This is a genomic window from Amycolatopsis sp. NPDC059657 (assembly GCF_042734395.1).
Lineage (GTDB): Bacteria > Actinomycetota > Actinomycetes > Mycobacteriales > Pseudonocardiaceae > Amycolatopsis.
This window is the reverse complement of record NZ_JBHWEB010000010.1, coordinates 58,884-76,640: the sequence shown is the minus strand read 5'-3', so window position 1 is coordinate 76,640 and position 17,757 is coordinate 58,884. Positions and strand designations below refer to the sequence as shown.

General features: G+C 68.5%; 14 protein-coding genes. 10 read left to right on the top strand and 4 right to left on the bottom strand.

The genetic code is table 11. From position 1 onward, the window contains the following. Positions 1-87: 87 nt before the first annotated feature. Entirely contained in the window at positions 88-1,683 is a 1,596-nt protein-coding gene (locus tag ACFV15_RS08025; protein ID WP_378349458.1) for a sensor histidine kinase, read from the bottom strand. A 95-nt stretch (positions 1,684-1,778) separates the two neighbouring features. Between ACFV15_RS08025 and ACFV15_RS08020 the strand changes: the two genes are divergently transcribed. From ACFV15_RS08020 to ACFV15_RS07995, 6 genes are all read left to right on the top strand, one after another. Then, a complete protein-coding gene (locus tag ACFV15_RS08020) occupies positions 1,779-2,441 on the top strand; it encodes an SDR family NAD(P)-dependent oxidoreductase (protein ID WP_378349457.1) in 663 nt (220 codons plus the stop codon). After that, the gene (locus ACFV15_RS08015; RefSeq protein WP_378349456.1) at positions 2,438-3,421 is read left to right on the top strand and encodes an S-adenosylmethionine:tRNA ribosyltransferase-isomerase; all 984 of its coding nucleotides are present in this window, start codon (positions 2,438-2,440) and stop codon (positions 3,419-3,421) included. Before ACFV15_RS08020 ends, ACFV15_RS08015 begins: the two co-directional genes overlap by 4 nt. A gap of 90 nt (positions 3,422-3,511) precedes the next feature. Continuing rightward, positions 3,512-4,567 carry an ABC transporter substrate-binding protein gene (locus tag ACFV15_RS08010; protein WP_378349513.1) on the top strand — a complete coding sequence of 352 codons (1,056 nt, stop codon included), beginning with the start codon at positions 3,512-3,514 and terminating at the stop codon, positions 4,565-4,567. Between the two features lie 13 nt (positions 4,568-4,580). Next, positions 4,581-5,375, top strand: coding sequence for an ABC transporter ATP-binding protein (locus tag ACFV15_RS08005; protein WP_378349455.1), 795 nt, complete (start codon positions 4,581-4,583; stop codon positions 5,373-5,375). Further along, positions 5,362-6,237, top strand: coding sequence for an ABC transporter permease (locus ACFV15_RS08000; protein ID WP_378349454.1), 876 nt, complete (start codon positions 5,362-5,364; stop codon positions 6,235-6,237). The genes ACFV15_RS08005 and ACFV15_RS08000 overlap by 14 nt, the downstream gene beginning before the upstream one ends. A gap of 208 nt (positions 6,238-6,445) precedes the next feature. After that, a complete protein-coding gene (locus ACFV15_RS07995) occupies positions 6,446-7,375 on the top strand; it encodes an acyl-ACP desaturase (RefSeq protein ID WP_378349453.1) in 930 nt (309 codons plus the stop codon). Here ACFV15_RS07995 and ACFV15_RS07990 read toward each other — a convergent pair. Continuing rightward, a complete protein-coding gene (locus tag ACFV15_RS07990) occupies positions 7,362-8,555 on the bottom strand; it encodes a cytochrome P450 (RefSeq protein WP_378349452.1) in 1,194 nt (397 codons plus the stop codon). The two genes, ACFV15_RS07995 and ACFV15_RS07990, sit on opposite strands and share 14 nt — an antisense overlap. Before the next feature lie 230 nt (positions 8,556-8,785). On the opposite strand from ACFV15_RS07990, the gene ACFV15_RS07985 reads away from it, so the two are divergent. Continuing rightward, positions 8,786-9,223 carry a hypothetical protein gene (locus ACFV15_RS07985; RefSeq protein ID WP_378349451.1) on the top strand — a complete coding sequence of 146 codons (438 nt, stop codon included), beginning with the start codon at positions 8,786-8,788 and terminating at the stop codon, positions 9,221-9,223. 79 nt (positions 9,224-9,302) lie between these two features. Here ACFV15_RS07985 and ACFV15_RS07980 read toward each other — a convergent pair whose 3' ends face one another. After that, positions 9,303-10,898, bottom strand: a complete 1,596-nt coding sequence (locus tag ACFV15_RS07980) for a DEAD/DEAH box helicase (RefSeq protein ID WP_378349450.1) — start codon at positions 10,896-10,898, stop codon at positions 9,303-9,305. Between the two features lie 241 nt (positions 10,899-11,139). On the opposite strand from ACFV15_RS07980, the gene ACFV15_RS07975 reads away from it, so the two are divergent. Together ACFV15_RS07975 and ACFV15_RS07970 are read left to right on the top strand one after the other, a co-directional pair. Then, entirely contained in the window at positions 11,140-12,849 is a 1,710-nt protein-coding gene (locus ACFV15_RS07975; RefSeq protein ID WP_378349449.1) for an acyl-CoA dehydrogenase, read from the top strand. Between the two features lie 70 nt (positions 12,850-12,919). Next, positions 12,920-13,687 carry a 2-keto-4-pentenoate hydratase gene (locus ACFV15_RS07970; protein ID WP_378349448.1) on the top strand — a complete coding sequence of 256 codons (768 nt, stop codon included), beginning with the start codon at positions 12,920-12,922 and terminating at the stop codon, positions 13,685-13,687. Between the two features lie 52 nt (positions 13,688-13,739). On the opposite strand, the gene ACFV15_RS07965 is transcribed toward ACFV15_RS07970, so the two are convergent. Further along, on the bottom strand, positions 13,740-16,124 hold the full coding sequence (locus ACFV15_RS07965) for a Tex family protein (RefSeq protein WP_378349447.1): 2,385 nt from the start codon (positions 16,122-16,124) through the stop codon (positions 13,740-13,742). A gap of 144 nt (positions 16,125-16,268) precedes the next feature. Here ACFV15_RS07965 and ACFV15_RS07960 point away from each other — a divergent pair, with 144 nt between their 5' ends. Then, a complete protein-coding gene (locus ACFV15_RS07960; RefSeq protein WP_378349512.1) occupies positions 16,269-17,747 on the top strand; it encodes a chitinase in 1,479 nt (492 codons plus the stop codon). Positions 17,748-17,757 lie beyond the last annotated feature (10 nt).

The window sequence follows — 17,757 nt, the reverse complement described above, 5'->3', positions numbered from 1 at the left end:
TTGGGTCCTCCCCCACCCCCCTCGCGGCTTGGCGCCGCCGCTTTTTTGGCTGTCCGTCCCCCGCCCCAAAAACCCCGGCCGTACCACTCACGACCCCAGCGGAATCACGGCCAGGACGCTGGTCCCCGCTTTCACCGCGCTGTGCACGATCAGCTCGCCGTCGAGCGCGCGCACGCGGTCGCGCAGGTTGCTCAGGCCGGTGCCGTCGGCGCTGAGCTCCGCGCAGCCGACGCCGTCGTCGGTGACCTCGAGCCGCAGCACGCCGTTGTCGATGACGACCTCGATCGAGACCCGCGACGCCCGCGCGTGCTTGAGCGTGTTGGTCAGCGACTCCGAGACGACGAAGTACGCGGTCAGCTCGACGGGATCGGGCAGCCGGGGGATCTCGCCGAGGTGCAGCTGGATGATCAGCGGCACCCGTTCGGCCAGTGAGCGGATGGCGGGCACCAAGCCGTCCTCGGTCAGGATGCGCGGCCGGATGCCCCTGGCGAGCTCGCGGAGTTCGGTGATCGCGACCTGCAGTTCGGCGGCGGTCGCGGTGAGCACCTCGTCGAGCTCGGGGGTGAGCGAATCGCCGAGCCGCTGGCGGGCCATCCGGACACTGAGCAGCACGCTCACCAGCCGTTGCTGGGCGCCGTCGTGCAGGTCGCGCTCGACGCGGCGGCGCTCGTTGTCGCTGGCCGAGACGATCCTGGCCCGCGATTCGCGGACCTCGGCGAGCTGTTTCTCCAGCTCGGCGGCCAGTCGCTGGTTGTCGCGCACCAGCCCGGCGGCGGCGGTCAGCGCGTTGTACGAATGGCTGTCCTGCCAGACGGCGTCGTCTTTGACGAGCGCGGACAGCCTGCCCTCGTCGCGGTCGGCGAGCAGCCGGGCCAGCTCGGCCGACCCGATCCGCGCACGCAGGACGCCGAGCAGGAACGCGAGCGGCCACAGGCAGAAGACGAGGTTGTAAATGGTCCGGATGACAGGCCCGCCCGGTCCCGCGCCGCCGTTCGCCCCGGCGAGATTGCCCACCACCGAGAGGCACGCGCCGGTCAGCGCGACCACGAGCACCGGCGTCAGCAGCCGTCGCTGGGGCAGCTTCCCGGTCACCCAGCGATACACGAGCACGGTGATCACCCCGGCCGCGATCAGCGCGCCGACGCCCTCCAGGCAGCGGTCGAAGAGCTCGGCGAGACCGTCGTCCGGCGTGATCAGCAGCAGGTTCGGCTCACGATGCGGGCTGAGCCCCCGCGAGTCGCCGACCAGCATGATCGCCAATGCCAGCCCGAACGAGACCGTGTAGGTGGCGACGACTAGCAGCCGCTCCCATCGTGACTTCAGCTCGCCGTCAGGGAAAGCCAGCACGAGGTGGACGATTCCCGGCCCGGACGCGGTGGAGAAGAGCAGGCCCAGCGTGAAGAGCACCGGGTTGGTCGAGAGCTTGAGGTCTTCGGTGAAGAACAGGAGTCCCACCCAGGCCATCAGCAGCCCGGCCCGGTTTGTCGGCCGCCGCGCGTGCGCGGTCGCGCCGGCGCCGAGGTAGACGAAACCGGTGGTGGTGGACAACGCCGTGTCGAAGGCCGTGTGGTTGGGATCGCTGCCCTTGACCGTCATGGCCACCAGCCCGAGCACCACACCGGCCGCGAGGCACGCCGCGACCAGCACGCCGTGTGTTCGTTCTCGTCCACCGTCGCCCGGCACGGGCGGAGTTTAGCCCGCACCCCGCAGTGCGCCACTTGACCTCAAGCAATATGGAGGTTTCAGCATGGATGGTGACCGCTTCCGAGAGGACACCAATGCCTGTCGCACTCATCACCGGCGCTTCGGCCGGGCTGGGGCTCGCACTCACCCGAGCGCTCGCCGTCCAGGGCTGGACGCTCGTCATCGACGCGCGCGGCGAGGACGCGCTGCGCCGGGTCGCCGAAGAAACCGGCGCGCACGCGATCGCGGGCGATATCGCCGATCCCGCGCATCGGGCCGAGCTGGCCGCGGCCGCCGGGCCGGAACTGGACCTGCTCGTCAACAACGCCAGCCTGCTCGGGCCGAGTCCGCAGCCGAAGCTCGGCGGCTATCCGCTGGACGAACTCGCCGCCGTCTACCGCGTCGACGTGTTCGCGCCGCTCGCGCTGAGCCAGCTCGTGTTGCCCGCGCTCATCGCCGCCAAGGGCACGATCATCAACGTAAGCTCCGATGCCGCTGTCGAGGCTTATGAAGGCTGGGGCGGCTACGGCTCGGCCAAGGCGGCGCTCGACCAGCTGACCGCCGTGCTCGGCGTCGAGAATCCCGAACTCGCCGTCTACGCGTTCGATCCCGGTGACATGCGCACCGCCATGCACCAGCGCGCGTTCCCCGGCGAAGACATCTCCGACCGCCCCGAGCCGGAAACGGTGGTGCCCGCTTTCCTGCGCCTGCTCAGCGGGCGGGTGCCGAGCGGCCGATACCAGGCGAGCAAGTTATGACCATTCGATTCGAGCTGCCGTCCGAATTGAACGCCAGCGCGCCGCCCGAGGCCCGCGGTCTCGCCCGCGATGAGGTCCGCCTGCTCGTCGCGGATCCGCACGGCGTCGAACACAGCACGTTCACTGACTTGGGCCGTTTCCTGAAACCGGGCGACCTGCTGGTCGTCAACACCTCGGCGACCTTGCCCGCGGCCGTCGACACGACCACTCCGGGGATCGTGGCGCATTTTTCGACCGAACTCGGCGAGCACACCTGGGTGGTCGAATTACGGACACCCACTGGTCCGTATCTGAAAGCGCGTCAGGGTGACCGTTTCGGTTTACCGGCTGGCGCCGAACTGGTGCTCACCGAACAGCATGGTCGCCTGTGGCATGCCGAAGTCGTCGTCGAAGGCAGGGTGACCGCGTTCCTGGCTCGCGTCGGCAGGCCGATCAGCTACGGCTACGTGCCCAGGCGCTGGCCGATCGAGAACTGCCAGACCGTGTTCGGCCACGACCCCGGCAGCGCGGAGATGCCCAGCGCCGGGCGGCCGTTCACGGCCGAGCTGGTCACGCGGCTGGTCAGCCGGGGGGTGCTGTTCGCGCCGATCCTGCTGCACACCGGCGTCTCGTCGCTGGAGTCGCACGAGCCTCCCCAGGACGAGTGGTTCCGGGTGCCCGTGACCACCGCGCGGCTGGTCGAGTGGGTGCGCGGCGAAGGTGGCCGGGTCATCGCCGTCGGAACCACCGTGGTCAGGGCACTCGAGTCGGCCGCGCCCGGCGGTTCCGAAGGGTGGACGGGGCTTGTGCTCGGGCCGGACAGGCCGGCGAGGGTGGTCGACGGCCTGGTCACCGGCCTGCACGCGCCGGAAGCTTCCCACCTGCTGTTACTCGAAGCGGTGGCCGGCTCCTCAGTGGTTGAGAAGGCCTACCGGGCAGCGTTGGAACATCGCTATCTTTGGCACGAGTTCGGCGATGTCTCACTCTTGCTGAACCAGTGAGCGCTGCCCTTGTCAAGAGAACTCGGTGATTTTCTCGCGATGCGGATGACCGTGCACTGCACTGTATGACCGTGCGACTCTCGCGCCGTGCTGAAGAACCGAACTCGACTGCTGGCCGCCACACTCGCCGGATTGGCGCTGTCGGCAGGCCTGGCCGCGTGTTCGCGTGCGGACAGCGACCCCGCTCCCGCCGCGGCTCCCCAGAACACCGCAGCCGAAGTCCGCGTCGGGTACTTCCCGAACGTGACCCACGCGCCCGCGCTGATCGGGGTGAAGAAGGACTTCTTCAAGAAGGAGCTCGGCAGCACCAAGCTGACCACCCAGACCTTCAACGCGGGCCCCGACGAGGTCAACGCGCTGCTCGGCAGCTCGCTCGACATCGCGTTCATCGGCTCCGGCCCGGCGATCAACGCCTTCACCAAGTCGAAGGGCGCCATCCAGCTCGTCTCGGGCGCGGTGTCCGGCGGCGCGCAGCTGGTCGTCAAGCCCGAGATCGCCTCGGCCGACCAGCTCAAGGGCAAGACCATCGCGACGCCGCAGCTCGGCAACACCCAGGACGTCGCGCTCAAGAAGTGGCTCTCGGAGAACAAGCTGACCGACCAGGTCAAGATCTCCAACCTCGACAACCCGAAGACGCTCGACGCGTTCAAGAAGGGCGAGGTCGACGGCGGCTGGCTGCCCGAGCCGTGGGCCTCGCGCCTGGTGCAGGACGCGGGCGCCAAGGTGCTCATCGACGAGAAGACCCTGTGGCCGGGTGGCCGCTTCCCGTCCACCGTCGTCATCGTGCGCAGCGAGTTCCTGCAGCAGCACCCCGACACCGTCCGCGCCGTCATCAAGGGTGAGTCGGCCGCGATCGACTGGGCCACCGCCAACCAGGCCGAGGCCAAGACCACGGTCAACGACGCGCTGAAGGAGCTCGCGGGCAGCTCGCTCAACGTCGCCGTGCTCGACCGCGCGTTCGGTGGCATCGAGCTCACCCTCGACCCGATCTCCGCCGAATTCGGCCAGCTCGCCAAGGACTCGGTGACCGCGGGTGTCGTCAAGACGGTCGCCGACCTCAAGGGCTTCGCCGACTTCGGTCCGCTCAACGAAGTGCTCAAGGCCGCCGGAAAACCCGCTGTGGAACCTGCCGGACTGACCAAATAGGGGAGAACCACCGATGAGCGCGACACTTGCAAGCCTGCCCCAGACCGCCGCTTCCACCGGCAACGGCACCGCGGTCGAACTCACCGGTGTGCGCAAGGTCTTCGGCCGGTCCGGCCGCGCGGTCACCGCGCTCGACGGACTGGACCTGAAGGTCGCGCCCGGCGAGTTCGTCTGCCTGCTCGGCGCGTCCGGCTGCGGCAAGAGCACGTTGCTGAACCTGGTCGCCGGGCTCGACAAGCCGACCGAAGGCACCATCAAGCTCAACACCTCCCGGCCGGCGGTGATGTTCCAGGAAGCCGCGCTCATGCCGTGGCTGACGGCCGCCCGCAACGTCGAGCTGCCGCTGCGGCTGGCCGGGTTCGGCCGCGCCGAGCGCAAGGAGAAGGCCGCCGAGCTGCTCGACCTCGTCCGGCTGGGCGGTGTCGGGTCGAAGCGTCCGCACGAGCTGTCCGGCGGCATGCGCCAGCGCGTCGCGCTCGCCAGGGCGCTGGCCGCGACCCTGCGTGTCGACGGTCAGCCGGAGCAGGCGCTGCTGCTGATGGACGAGCCGTTCGCCGCGCTCGACGCGATCACCCGCGACGTCATGCAGGGCGAGCTGCTGCGGGTCTACCGCAGCACCGGCACCGCCGTGCTGTTCGTGACCCACGACGTCCGCGAAGCCGTCCGGCTGGGTCAGCGTGTCGTGCTGCTTTCGTCGCGGCCAGGCCGGGTCGTGCAGGAGTGGGACGCCCGGGTCGACGGCGAAAGCCTGACCGACGAAATCACCGTGAGGCTCCGAGAGGTGATCAGCACCCATGCCGCAGCTTGACCGCTCCGCCGATCTTTCGGCGGTCGAGGCAGGCCTGGACGCACTGGACACCCCGGCGGCGCAGCGCGGTGAGCGCCTCGCGGTGCGGTTCGCCCGCACCGTGCTGCCGCCGCTGGTGGCGCTGGGCCTGTTCATCGCCGTCTGGCAGGCGCTGTGGGCCGCGGCGATCTGGCCGGAGTTCCAGCTGCCCGCCCCGCTAGCGGTGTGGGACGAGTTCTGGAGCGGGGTGACCGACGCCAAGATCTTCGGCTACGTGTGGACCTCGGTGCACCGCGCGGTGCTCGGGTTCGCCGTCGCCGTGCTGATCGGCACACCGCTCGGGCTGCTGGTGGCCAAGGTCCGCCTGGTGCGGTCCGCGATCGGCCCGCTGCTTTCGGGGCTGCAGAGCCTGCCGTCGGTGGCCTGGGTGCCCGCCGCGATCCTCTGGTTCGGCATCAACGACGCCGCGATCTACTTCGTGGTGCTGCTCGGTTCGGTCCCGTCGATCGCGAACGGCCTGGTCAGCGGCATCGACCAGATCCCGCCGATCCTGCCGAGGGTGGGCCAGGTGATGGGCGCGGGGAAGCTGGCTTCGGCGCGGCACATCCTGCTGCCCGCCGCGCTGCCCGGCTTCCTGGCCGGGCTGAAGCAGGGCTGGGCGTTTTCCTGGCGTTCGCTGATGGCCGCGGAACTCATCGCGTTGTCCCCGCAGCTGGGGATCGGGCTGGGCGCGTACCTGAACCAGGGGTCCTCGTTCAACGACATGCCGACGGTGATGGCCGCGATCTTCCTGATCCTGCTGGTCGGTGTCGGCATCGAACTGGTCGTCTTCCGGCCAGTCGAGCGGGCGGTGCTCCGATCGAGAGGACTTGGCGGATTCTAGTCACATTCCTTATGGACGCTGTCGGTTGCGTAACCGGAGGTGCCAGCGAGAGGACTTGGCGGATTCTGGTCACACTCTTTATGGACGCTGTCGGTTGCGTAACCTACGGTGCCAGCGAGAGGACTTGGCGGATTCTGGTCACACTTACGGTTGCGTAACCTACGGTGCCGTAAGTTGGGTCCTGTCCCCAATTGAGGAAGGACCCTCGATGGCCCTTGAGCCGACCACCCGCCTGATGCTCGACCTCGAATCGACGGTCGAGGAGAACCTCAACCGTCACCTGGTCTCGGCCAAGGAATGGATGCCGCACGAGTACGTCCCGTGGAGCGAAGGCCGTAACTTCGCCGACCTCGGCGGCGAGGCGTGGGACCCGGAGCAGTCGAAGGTCTCGCCGATCGCGCGGACCTCGCTCGAGGTCAACCTGCTGACCGAGGACAACCTGCCCAGCTACCACCGCGAGATCGAGCGCGCCTTCGGCCGCGACGGCGCGTGGGGCACCTGGGTGCACCGCTGGACCGCCGAAGAGGGCCGTCACGGCATCGCCATCCGCGACTACCTGCTGGTGACCAGGGCCGTCGATCCGGTCGAGCTGGAGCGCGCCCGGATGCAGGTCATGCAGACCGGCTACGACAGTGGCGACAAGCCGTTGCTGCACGTCATGGCGTACGTGTCCTTCCAGGAGCTCGCGACGCGCCTTTCGCACCGCAACACCGGCAAGTACACCGAGGACCCGTTCTGCGAGAAGCTGCTCGCGCGCGTCGCGACGGACGAAAACCTGCACATGGTCTTCTACCGGAACCTGGTGACGGCCTCGCTGCAGCTGCAGCCGGACGAGATGATGCGCGCGATCACCGACGAGGTGGTCGGTTTCGCGATGCCGGGGCACATCATCCCGAGCTTCGTGCGCAAGGCCGCGCTCATCGCCAAGGCAGGCATCTACGACCTGCGCATCCACCACGACGACGTGATCTGGCCGCTTTTGCGCCACTGGAAGGTCTTCGAGCTCGAAGGACTCGGCGAGGTCGGCGAGACCGCGCGCGACGAACTCGCCAAGTTCCTCGAGAACCTCGAAGCCCAGGCCTCGCGGTTCGAGGACCGCCGCGCCGCGATGCTGGAGCGTGAAGCTAGCCGAAGGTGACCGGCGCCGCGGTCACCATGCTGACGAAGGGGCCCCGCCGCTCACGGGTGGGGCCGTCCGGGTGTGGCGTGATTTCGTCCACCCGGTCGAACAGCGAGGTGAAGCAGATCTCGGTCTCGAGCCGCGCGAGCGTGGCGCCGAGGCAGTAGCGCAGGCCCTGCCCGAATGACAGGTGCCGGTTGCCCGTGCGGGTGATGTCGAACCGGGTCGGGTCGTCGAACTGCTCCGGGTCCCGGTTGGCGGAGGCGAGCACGAGGTAGATGTGCTGGTCCGCCTCGATCTCCTGCCCGTGGATCACGACTGGCTCTTTCGAGAACCGGGTGGTGAGCGAAGCGGGGCCATCGACGCGCAGCATCTCTTCGATGGCGCCGGGCAGCAATGTCAGGTCCGCGCGGAGCGCTTTCATCTGCTCGGGGTGCTGCAGCAGCAGGTTCAAGCCCGCGCTGATCAGGCCGCCGGTGGTCTCGTGCCCGGCGAACAGCAGCAGCACGCAGTTGGCGAGGATCTCGTCCTCGCTGACGATGTCGCCCTTGTCCTGCGCGGCGACCAGCAGGCTGATCAGGTCCTCGCGGGGCTGCCTGCGCCGGTCGGCGACGACCTCGCGGAGGTACTCCGACATCTCGACGATGCTCTGCTGGCTTTCGAGCAGCTTGGGCACGTCGATCGGGCTGAACACCGCTGTGATGTCACGCGACCAGCGCGGCAGCAGGTCACGGTCCTTTTCGGGGATGCCGAGCATCTCGGCCATCACCCGCGCGGGCAGCGGATAGGCCAGGTCGTCGACGATCTCGCAGCCGCCACGCGGGACCAGCTCGTCGAGCAGCTCGTCGGTGATCGCCTGCACGCGCGGACGCAGCGCCTCCATCAGCTCTCGCGACATGAAGTACCGCTTGATCACCCGTTGCATCCGCTTGTGGGCGGCCGGATCGGTGCCACCCATCCACAGGTTGATCGAGTCGCGCAGCGGCCGCAGCTTGAGCCGGTCCGCCTCGGGGAGCCGGTCGATCAGCTCGGTCATGCTGCCCGACCCGAGCCGGGGGTCACGCAGCGCGGCGGCGATGTCGGCGTACCGGGTGATCACCCATGAGTTGAGGTCCGGGCTCCAATGGACCGGTTCCTCGGTGCGCAGCCGGTCGAGTGCGGGGTACATGTCTGCGGAAGTGAAGTCCAGAAGAGGCACGGGTTCACGGTCGCAGTGAACAGATACCCAGTACAAGGGCCATGTGGCCAAGGGTTGCCCTCTTGTTTAACTAGGCCAGTGAATCAATCTGGCCGCGTATCCCGTCCAGGTTGCCTGGATTCCCGGTGGCAATCGCCACAGCCAGCGCGTTGTCGGTGCATGATCCACGCTGCTACGTTTGTCTTATTGTACTAGTTAAGCGACACAATCCGGGACAAAGGAGCACGCGGATGAAGTTCACCGTCAAGCGAGGCGTGATCATGGGTGCCGCGGCGGGAGTCACGCTGCTGGCGATCGGCGGGACGGCGCTCGCGGTCACCGCGGGACCCGATGTCGCCGACCAGGTCGTGAGCACCTCCTCGGCCGAGGCCGGTCATGAAGGCCAGGGCAAGTACACGGCAGGCGGCTACCGCCTCCAGGTGCACGAGCTGACCGCGGACGGCGAGGGCATGGGCACCGGCGTCGAGCCGAACACCACGTACTACTCGAAGCTGCTGCAGGGCACCGAATCCTGGAAGCCGACCGTCGTGCGGTTCTCGGTCGGCGACGACAACGACGGCCCGATCGTCTACAGCTACCCGATCCCCGCGGACGGCAAGGGCATCGACTGTGTCGCGTCGGGCACGGAGGCCGCCCCGGTCATCAAGTGCGTGACACTGGCCAGCTGACCCACGCACGAAAAAGGGGTCGTGAGTGGCACGGCCGGTTAGAACCGGTCATACCACTCACGACCCCTGAATGCTGAGGTCAGCGACCCGAGCGCCGGGAGCCCGCGCGGGTGCCCGAGGAGAAGGCCGCAGCGCCGCCGCGACGGGCGGGTGCGGCGCCGCCTGCGGACTGGCCGCGGCCCTTCGCCTGGCCCTGGCCGGAACCGGTGGCGGTGCCGCGACGCGCGGGCTGGCCCGCCGACGAACCACCTCGAGCGGCCTGGCCGGACGAGGCGCCACGCGAAGACTGACCGGCCGAGCCGCCACGGCGGGACTCGCCCGTCGCGCCGCCGGAACCGCCGCGACGGGACTGGCCGCCACGACGCGGCTGGTCCTGAGACTGGCCACCACGGCCACGGCCGGGTGCGCCGCCGCCACGGCGTGGCTTCCTTTCGTCCTTCTCGGGGACGGCCTTGCCGCTCGCCGAGACCTGCTTCGGCATGTTGCGGCTGGTCGCCTGCTTCACGGTGGCGAACTTCCGCTCACCGGGCGCCAGCTCCGCGAGCAGCGGGTGGCCGGGGCCGAGCTGCGTGGTGGTCGGCTTGATGCCGGCCTTCTTGGTGAGGTCGCGGACGTCGGAGACCTGCTCGTCGGTCATCAGCGTGATCACCGTGCCGCTGGCGCCCGCGCGGGCGGTGCGGCCGGAGCGGTGCAGGTACGCCTTGTGCTCGACGGGCGGGTCGTGGTGGATGACCAGCGTGACGTCGTCGACGTGGATGCCGCGTGCCGCGATGTCGGTGGCGACCAGCGTCTTCGCCGTGCCGTCGGTGAACGCGGCGAGGTTGCGGGTACGGGCGTTCTGGCCGAGGTTGCCGTGCAGCTCGACGGCTGAGACGCCGCTCGCGTTGAGCTTGCGGGTGAGTGCCTTCGCGCGGTGCTTGGTGCGGGTGAAGACCAGCGTGCGGCCGGGGGCCGCGGTCAGGTCGACCAGCACCGGGAACCGGTGGGTCTCCTCGACGTGCAGCACGTGGTGGGTCATCGCGTCGACCGGCGACTGGGCCGAGTCGACGCTGTGCGTGACCGGGTTGTTCATGAAGCGCTTGACCAGCACGTCGACACCGGCGTCGAGCGTCGCGGAGAACAGCAGGCGCTGACCGCGCGGCGGCGTCTGGTCGAGCAGGCGGCGCACGGCGGGCAGGAAGCCGAGGTCGGCCATGTGGTCGGCCTCGTCGAGCACGGTGACGTCGACGTTGTCGAGCTTCGCGTTGCCGTTCTGCATGTGGTCGAGCAGCCGCCCGGGGCAGGCGACGACGATGTCGACGCCGTCGCGCAGCGCGGTGATCTGCGGGTTCGGGCTGACCCCGCCGAAGATGGTGGTGACCTTGAGCTGCAGCGCCTTCGCCAGCGGGGCGATGGAGGCCTCGATCTGGGTGACCAGCTCGCGGGTCGGCGCCAGTATCAGCGCGCGCGGGCGGAACGGCTTGCGCCGCGTCGGGCCCTGCGAGAGGCGGGCGAGCACGGGCAGCACGAAGGCGTACGTCTTGCCGGAGCCGGTGCGGCCGCGGCCGAGCACGTCGCGGCCTTCGAGCGAGTGCGGCAGCGTGGCCGACTGGATCGGGAACGGGGTGTCGATGCCCTGTGCGGACAGTGCGGTGACCAGCGCGGTGGGCAGGCCGAGTTCAGAGAATGCGTTCATAGGGTTTTCGGGCGCTCTCGCGCCCTGGTGTCTCCATAAGTCGAGAAGGGTTGTCCTGCCCGGCGCAGACCGTCGGTGATGCTCGTCGGCCGCGGCGCGTGGTAGTCGACAACGAAACGCGGCCCGAGGCAGAACGGAGCGGACCGCGTGATCAGTATAAAGCATCCGATCGTGACAGGCGTGTGACCTTGCTTGCCGTGCTAAGTTACTGCTCAGTAATCGAGCGTGGGAGTTTATTGCGATGTTGCTGAACCCGAATGGCTACGACCCGCAGCGGTTCGATCCGGAGACGCGGCGCCTGCTGCGCGCGACCATCGACTGGTTCGAGTCGCGCGGCAAGCGCAAGCTCGTCGCGGACTACCACGACAAGACCTTTTACGCGGATTTCCTGGAGTTCGCAGGCAAGGAAGGCCTGTTCTCGACCTTCTTCACGCCGGCGGCCAACGCCGACGGCAACCCCGACAAGCGCTGGGACACCAGCCGCGTCGCGGAGCTTTCGGAGATCCTCGGCTTCTACGGGCTGAACTACTGGTACCCGATGCAGGTCACGGTGCTCGGCCTCGGCCCGGTGTGGCAGAGCGGCAACGAGGTCGCCCGCAAGCGCGCGGCGGAAGCGTTGCAGGCCGGGGGAGTGGCGGCGTTCGGACTGTCCGAAAAGGAGCATGGCGCCGACATCTACTCGTCGGACCTGGTGCTCACGCCGGACGGTGAGGGCGGTTACCGCGCCAACGGCTCGAAGTACTACATCGGCAACGGCAACTGCGCGGGCACCGTTTCGGTGTTCGGCCGCATCGACGGCGTCGAGGGCCAGGACCAGTACGTCTTCTTCTACGCCGACTCGAACCACCCGAACTACCACGTGGTCAAGAACGTGGTGCCGTCCCAGATGTACGTCGCCGAGTTCCGCCTCGAGGACTACCCGGTGCACGCCGAGGACATCCTGCACACCGGCGCGGACGCGTTCAGCGCGGCGCTGAACACGGTCAACATCGGCAAGTTCAACCTGTGCTTCGGCGGCATCGGCATGGCGACGCACTCGCTGTACGAGGCGATCACGCACGCGCACAACCGCGTCCTCTACGGCAAGCCGGTCACCGATTTCCCGCACGTGCGCAGGGAATTCGTCGACGCGTACGCGCGGCTGACCGCGATGAAGCTGTTCTCCGACCGCGCTGTCGACTACTTCCGCACGGCGGGGCCGGACGACCGCCGGTACCTGCTGTTCAACCCGATCACCAAGATGAAGGTCACCACCGAGGCGCAGAAGGTCATCGGGCTGGTCGCGGATGTGGTGGCTGCCAAGGGTTTCGAGTCCGACACCTACCTCGCGATGGCCAAGAACGACATCGACGGCCTGCCCAAGCTGGAGGGCACGGTCGCGGTCAACCTGGCGCTGATCGCCAAGTTCATGCCCGCGTACCTGTTCGCGCCGGAGTCCTACGAGCCCGTCCCGACGCGTTCGGACGCCACGGACGACGAGTTCCTGTTCCGCCAGGGCCCGGCGCGCGGCCTGTCGAAGGTCCGGTTCCACGACTGGCGCGAGGCGTACGCCAAGGCGTCGGCCATCCCGAACGTCGCCAGGTTCGCCGAGCAGGCCGAGGCGCTGGTCGGCATCCTGACCCAGGCCACACCGGACGAGACGCAGCAGGCGGACCTCGACTTCGGCCTGGCGCTGACCGAGCTGTTCACGCTGGTCGTCTACGGCCAGCTGATCCTGGAGCAGGCCGAACTGGTCGGCCTCGACTCCGCGGTGGTCGACCAGATCTTCGCGACCTTCGTGCAGGACTTCAGCGCCGCGGCGGTCGAGCTGCACGGCAAGTCCAGCTCGACGGACAAGCAGCAGGAACTCGCGCTCGCCGCGATCCGCAAGCCGGTCGTCGACGCCGAGCGCTTCGAGTCGGTCTGGGGTCGCGTGCGTGACCTGTCCGGTGTGTACGAGATGAACGCCTAGAAGGGCTCGTGAGTGGTATGGCCGGTTAGAACCGGCCGTACCACTCACGACCCCCACTACCCTTGGCGGGATGAACGAGGATCGCGCGGCGGCGTTGCTGTGGGAAGCCTGGCAGTCCGGGCACCGGCTCAAGGCGCTGCCGGATGACGTCAGACCGTCCGGCGCGGCCGAGGCGATGGCCGTGCAGGACAAGCTCGCCGAACTCGTCGGCCCGCACTACGGCTGGAAGATCGCGGCCACCACCCCGCTGGGGCAGGCGCACATCGGCGTCGACGGGCCGTTCCCCGGCCGGTTGTTCACCCGCTTCCGCCACGACGAGGGCGAGCCGGTGCCCGCCGACAGTCTCACCATGGCCGTCGCGGAGGCCGAGTTCGCGTTCCGCATGCGCGAGGATCTGGTGCCAGGCAAGGACTACAGCCTCGACGAGGTGCTCGACGCCGTCGACTCGATGTTCCTCGCGCTGGAGATGCCCGACTCGCGCTACTTCGACTACGTGACCGCGGGCTTCGAGCACCTGCTCGCCGACGCCGCGTGCAGCTCCCGGTTCGTCGTCGGGCGGGATGTGCCGGGCTGGCGTGAAATCGACCTGCCGGCACAGGAGGTCGTGTTGCATCTGGACGGTGCCGAGTTCGCGCGCGGAACGGGCGCGCAGGTGCTCGGCGATCCGCGCGTCGCGTTGCACTGGCTGGTCGGCGACCTGCACGGCTACGGTCACGCGCTCCGCGCGGGTGACGTCGTCACCACGGGTACCGCGACCAAGCCCTGCCCGACCGCGCCTGGCGCCTATGTCGTGGCCGACTTCGGGGACCTGGGAAAGGTCGAGGCTACCTTCGTTTAGAGGTCGTGAGTGGTATTGCCGGTTCTAACCGGCAATACCACTCACGAGCCTTTTACTTGCCGTAGCCCGCCTTGCGGAGCGCGTCCGCGAGCGCGCCGCCCTGGGGTGCGCGGTCACGGTTGCCGCCGCCACGCGGTTGCTGCTGGCCCTTGCGCTGGCCGCCGCCCTGGCCCTGGCCGCCCTGACGCTGCTGACCCCCGCCGCCACGGCGGTCCTGAGGCTGCGACTGGCCGGGCTCGTCGTCGAGGCGCAGCGTCAGCGAGATGCGCTTGCGCGGGATGTCGACCTCGAGGACCTTGACCTTGACGATGTCGCCGGGCTTGACGACCTCGCGCGGGTCCTTCACGAAGTTCTTGGACAGCGCCGAGACGTGCGCGAGGCCGTCCTGGTGCACGCCGACGTCGATGAACGCGCCGAACGCGGCCACGTTCGTGACCACGCCTTCGAGCCGCATACCGGGCTTGAGGTCCGAGATCTTCTCGACGCCGTCCGCGAACACCGCGGTCTTGAACGCCGGGCGCGGGTCGCGGCCCGGCTTGTCGAGCTCGGCCAGGATGTCGGTGACCGTCGGGAGACCGAACGTCTCGTCGACGAAGTCCTGCGGCTTGAGCGACTGCAGCTCACGCGTGTTGCCGATGAGCGAGCGGATGTCCTTGCCGGTGGTGGTCAGGATCCGCCGGACCACCGGGTAGGCCTCGGGGTGCACCGAGGACGAGTCGAGCGGGTCGTCGCCGTCGGGAATGCGGAGGAAGCCCGCGCACTGTTCGAACGCCTTCGGGCCGAGGCGCGCGACCTCTTTCAGCGCCAGCCGCGAGCGGAACGGGCCATGCTGGTCGCGGTGGCTGACGATGTTCTCGGCCAGTCCGGTCGTGATGCCCGAGACCCGGGTGAGCAGCGGCGCGGAGGCCGTGTTCACGTCGACGCCGACCGCGTTCACACAGTCTTCGACGACCGCGTCGAGCGAGCGCGAGAGCGAGACCTCGGACAGGTCGTGCTGGTACTGGCCGACACCGATCGACTTCGGGTCGATCTTCACCAGCTCGGCCAGCGGGTCCTGCAAGCGCCGAGCGATCGAGACGGCGCCACGCAGCGACACGTCCATGCCGGGGAGTTCCTGCGAGGCGAACGCCGACGCCGAGTACACCGACGCGCCCGCTTCGGACACGACCGCCTTGGTCAGCTTCAGGTCGGGGAACTTCTTGATCAGCTCGCCTGCCAGCTTGTCGGTCTCGCGGGACGCGGTGCCGTTGCCGATGGCGATCAGGTCGACCTTGTGCGTCGCGCACATCTTGGCGAGTGTGGCGAGCGACTCGTTCCACTTGTTCGCCGGGACGTGCGGGTAGATGACACCCGTGTCGACCACCTTGCCGGTGTCGTCGACGACCGCGACCTTCACGCCGGTACGGAAGCCGGGGTCGAGGCCCAGCGTCGCGCGGGTGCCGGCGGGCGCCGCGAGCAGCAGGTCGCGCAGGTTGGCGGCGAACACGCGCACGGCCTCGTCCTCGGCGGACTGACGCAGCTTCATCCGCAGGTCGATGCCCAGGTGCACGAGGATCTTGGTGCGCCACGCCCAGCGGACGGTGTCGGTGAGCCACTTGTCGCCGGGACGGCCCTTGGCGGCGATGCCGAACTTCTGCGCGATGCGGGTCTCGTAGTCGGACGGGCCGACGCGCGGCTCGTCGGACGGCTCCTCTGGCTCGACGGTCAGGTCGAGCACCTCTTCCTTCTCGCCGCGGAACATCGCGAGGATCCGGTGCGACGGCATCTTCGTGAACGGCTCGTCGAACTCGAAGTAGTCGGAGAACTTGGCGCCCTCTTCGGCCTTGCCCTCGCGGACCTTCGACGCGAGACGGCCCTGCGACCACATCTTCTCGCGGAGCTCACCGATCAGGTCGGCGTCTTCGGCGAAGCGCTCGACCAGGATCGCGCGAGCGCCGTCCAACGCGGCCTGCGCGTCCGCGACGCCCTTGTCGGCGTCGACGAACACCGCGGCGGCGGCGTGCGGGTCGGTGTCCGGGTTGCTGAGCAGGCCGTCGGCCAGCGGCTCCAGCCCGGCCTCGCGGGCGATCATCGCCTTGGTGCGGCGCTTCGGCTTGTAGGGCAGGTAGATGTCTTCCAGGCGCGACTTGGTGTCCGCCGCCATGATCTGCGCTTCGAGCGTCTCGTCGAGCTTGCCCTGGCTGCGGATCGACTCGAGCACCGCGACCCGCCGCTCGGCGAGTTCCCGCAGGTAGCGGAGCCGCTCCTCCAGCGTGCGGAGCTGGGTGTCGTCCAGCATGCCGGTGGCTTCCTTGCGGTACCGCGCGATGAACGGCACGGTCGATCCGCCGTCGAGGAGGTCGACGGCCGCTTTGACCTGCCCCTCGCGTACACCGAGTTCCTCGGCGATCTTCTGCTCGACCGTTTGCAAAGCCACTGCCACGCTCCTGATCCGCATCGGTGTTCCGGCTCGCCATTCTGCCGTTGTCGGGTTCCCGACATTCGGATGGCCCCTCTCCGACACCTCCTTGACCGATCAGATTGGTCTAGTCCATTTTGAGTGGGCACCACCCCGTCGTCGTGGAGGTCCGCCGTGCTCAAGATGAAACACGCGCTCATAGCTTTGTTCTCCTCGCTAGCGCTCTGCCTGGGGTTGACGCTGGCACTGACCGGCAACGCCTCCGCGGCCAACCTGCTGACCAACCCCGGATTCGAAGTCGGCTCGCTGAGCGGCTGGTCCTGCACCGGCGGCGCGAGCCTGGTGAGCAGTCCCGTGCACAGCGGCTCGGGCGCGCTGACCGCGGCGCCCGCCGGTCAGGACAAGGCCCAGTGCTCCCAGCCGGTTTCGGTCAAGGCGAGCACGGAGTACACGCTCAGCGCCTGGGTGCAGGGCTCGTACACCTACCTCGGCGTCACCGGCACCGGGACGACCGACACCAGCACCTGGACGCCCACCAGCGGCTCGTGGACGCAGCTCTCGCTGAAGTTCAAGACCGGCGCGTCGACAAGCAGCGTCACCATCTACCTGCACGGCTGGTACGGCCAGCCCGCGTACTTCGCGGATGACGTGAGCCTCGACGGTCCCGGCGGCACCCCGACCACCACGCCGACGACGCCCACGACCTCGTCGCCGACCACCTCGTCCAGCAACCCGCCGACGACCACCACCAGCAACCCGCCTGGCGACGGCACGCTCCCGAAGCACGTGCTCACCGGGTACTGGCACAACTTCGACAACGGCGCCAAGGCCTTGAAGATCGCCGACGTCCCGAAGTCGTACAACATCATCGCCGTGTCCTTCGCGGACGCGACCACCACGCCCGGCGCGGTCAGCTTCACCCTCGACCCCGGTCTGGCGAGCAAGCTCGGCGGCTACACGGACGCCCAGTTCAAGGCCGACATCAAGACGGTGCAGGGGCGCGGCCAGAAGGTCATCATCTCGGTCGGCGGCCAGAACGGCACGATCAGCGTCAACGACTCGAACTCGGCCAACAACTTCGCGAACAGCATCAAGTCGCTGATCTCGTCCTACGGCTTCGACGGCGTCGACATCGACCTCGAGAACGGCGTCAACTCGACGTACATGGGCCAGGCGCTGCGCAGCATCTACAACGGCGGCGGGAAGATCATCACGATGGCGCCGCAGACGATCGACATGCAGTCGACCGGCGCCGAGTACTTCAAGCTGGCGCTGAACATCAAGGACATCCTGACGATCGTCAACATGCAGTACTACAACAGCGGCAGCATGCTCGGCTGTGACCAGAAAGTCTACTCGCAGGGTTCGATCGACTTCCTGACGGCGCTGGCCTGCATCCAGCTCCAGGGCGGCCTGCGCGCCGACCAGGTCGGGCTCGGCCTGCCCGCCTCGGGCTCGGCCGCGGGTGGCGGCTACCAGTCGCCCTCGAACGTCAACGCGGCGCTGAACTGCCTGGCCAAGGGGACCGGCTGCGGCGGCTTCAAGCCCTCGACGACGTACCCGGCGATCAGGGGCGCGATGACCTGGTCGATCAACTGGGACGCCTCGAACGGCTACGCGTTCGCCAACTCGGTGAGCGCGAACCTGGCGACGCTGCCTTAAGTCCTCGGGC